The sequence below is a fragment of the Paraburkholderia sp. GAS32 genome (genome assembly GCF_050434225.1).
Classification (GTDB): domain Bacteria; phylum Pseudomonadota; class Gammaproteobacteria; order Burkholderiales; family Burkholderiaceae; genus Paraburkholderia; species Paraburkholderia madseniana.
In genome coordinates this window covers 1-1,512 of record NZ_JBNPVS010000125.1, presented here as the reverse complement: position 1 = coordinate 1,512, position 1,512 = coordinate 1, and the positions used below count along the sequence as shown (strand labels likewise).

The window sequence follows — 1,512 nt, the reverse complement described above, 5'->3', positions numbered from 1 at the left end:
CTAGTACCGCTGCACAGAGGTTATGACAGTTTGGCTGGGTTGTAGGACAGGCAAGCAATTATGGTCAACGAGCAGTTTGATGCTGCGAGCGATGCCTGCTTGCCGGCTGATCAATCCATTGCGTTCGAGGTTGAGCACCATTTGATGGACGGAAGGAGCCGTGACGGCGAAAAAACGCTGCATGTCGTGCTCGGCCGGAGCGCGGCCGTTTATCAAGCTGTAGGCCCAGATGAAAGCGAGATACTGACCTTGCTTGTCGGTGAAGCTCGGGCAGGCTGAGCGCTCGCCTGGCAATGGAAGCGACTTCTGATTCATTCGGAACCCCGGCAGTCGAAGGAGGCTCCCCCGAAGGAAGCCATCCGGATGAATCTACGCTATCGAGTCGAACTCGACCAATCTGAACGTGAGGCGCTTGCTGCCATGCTAAGCGGCGGCAAGCACGCGGCACGCAAGCTCAAGCGTGCGCAGATCCTGCTTGCAGCGCACGCTGGCAAGGATGACGCGAGCATTGCCGCCACCGTGGCGGTTGGCGAATCCACGGTGTACCGCACCAAGCGTCGCTTCGTGGAGATGGGGCTGGAAGCGGCGCTGAACGAACAGGCTCGGCCTGGGGCGCAGCGCAAGCTCAGCGGCAAGGAAGAGGCCCTGCTGATCGCCACCGCCTGCACCAACCCGCCACCGGGACGTGCGCGCTGGACGCTGGAATTGCTCGCTGACACGTTCGTCAAGCTGACCGAGCATGAAGCGCTATCGCGCGAGACGGTACGCCGGCGTCTGGCCGAGAACGATCTGAAGCCATGGCGAAAGGACATGTGGTGCATTCCCAAGATCGACGCGGAATACGTTGCACGCATGGAAGACGTGCTCGACCTGTACGCCGAAACCCCGGACCCGCAGCACCCGGTGGTGTGCTTCGATGAAAGCCCGACCCAGCTCATCGGCGAAGTACGCCAACCGATTCCGGCGGAGCCCGGCAAACCCTTGCGCTACGACTGCGAATACAAGCGCAACGGCACCGCCAATCTGTTCGTCTTCCTCGATGCACATCGTAGCTGGCGCAAGGTGAAAGTCACCGAACGGAGAACGGCGGATGACTTCGCCCAGTGCATGCGCGATCTCGTCGATATCCACTACCCCCATGCATCGCGGATCCGTGTCGTGCTGGACAATCTGTCGACCCACACGCCTGCCGCGCTCTACCAAGCCTTGCCACCAGCAGAGGCACGCCGCATCCTGCAGCGGATCGAATTCCACTACACCCCCAAGCATGCCAGTTGGCTCAACATGGTCGAGATCGAAATCGGTGTGCTGCGAAGCCAATGTCTGGATCGCCGCATCGACTGCCGCGACCGGTTGATCAGCGAGGTCGCGGCTTGGGAGCAACTGCGAAACGCCAGCGGCGCTCGCATCAACTGGATGTTCTCTACCGAAAGGGCCCGGGAAAAATTGGCCAAAGCCTACCCAGTACCGACCTCTGACAAACCGTCATAACCTCTGTGCAAAGGTACTAGT

At 60.4% G+C, this 1,512-nt stretch carries 2 protein-coding genes; one reads left to right on the top strand and one right to left on the bottom strand.

Annotated elements, in window-relative coordinates:
- A complete protein-coding gene (locus P3T25_RS48485; protein WP_200568033.1) occupies nt 1–315 on the bottom strand; it encodes a LexA family protein in 315 nt (104 codons plus the stop codon).
- Between the two features lie 48 nt (nt 316–363).
- Here P3T25_RS48485 and P3T25_RS48480 point away from each other — a divergent pair, with 48 nt between their 5' ends.
- Nucleotides 364–1,491 (top strand): IS630 family transposase, encoded by a 1,128-nt coding sequence (locus P3T25_RS48480; protein WP_429364873.1) that lies wholly within the window; start codon nt 364–366, stop codon nt 1,489–1,491.
- The last annotated feature ends 21 nt before the right edge of the window (nt 1,492–1,512 follow it).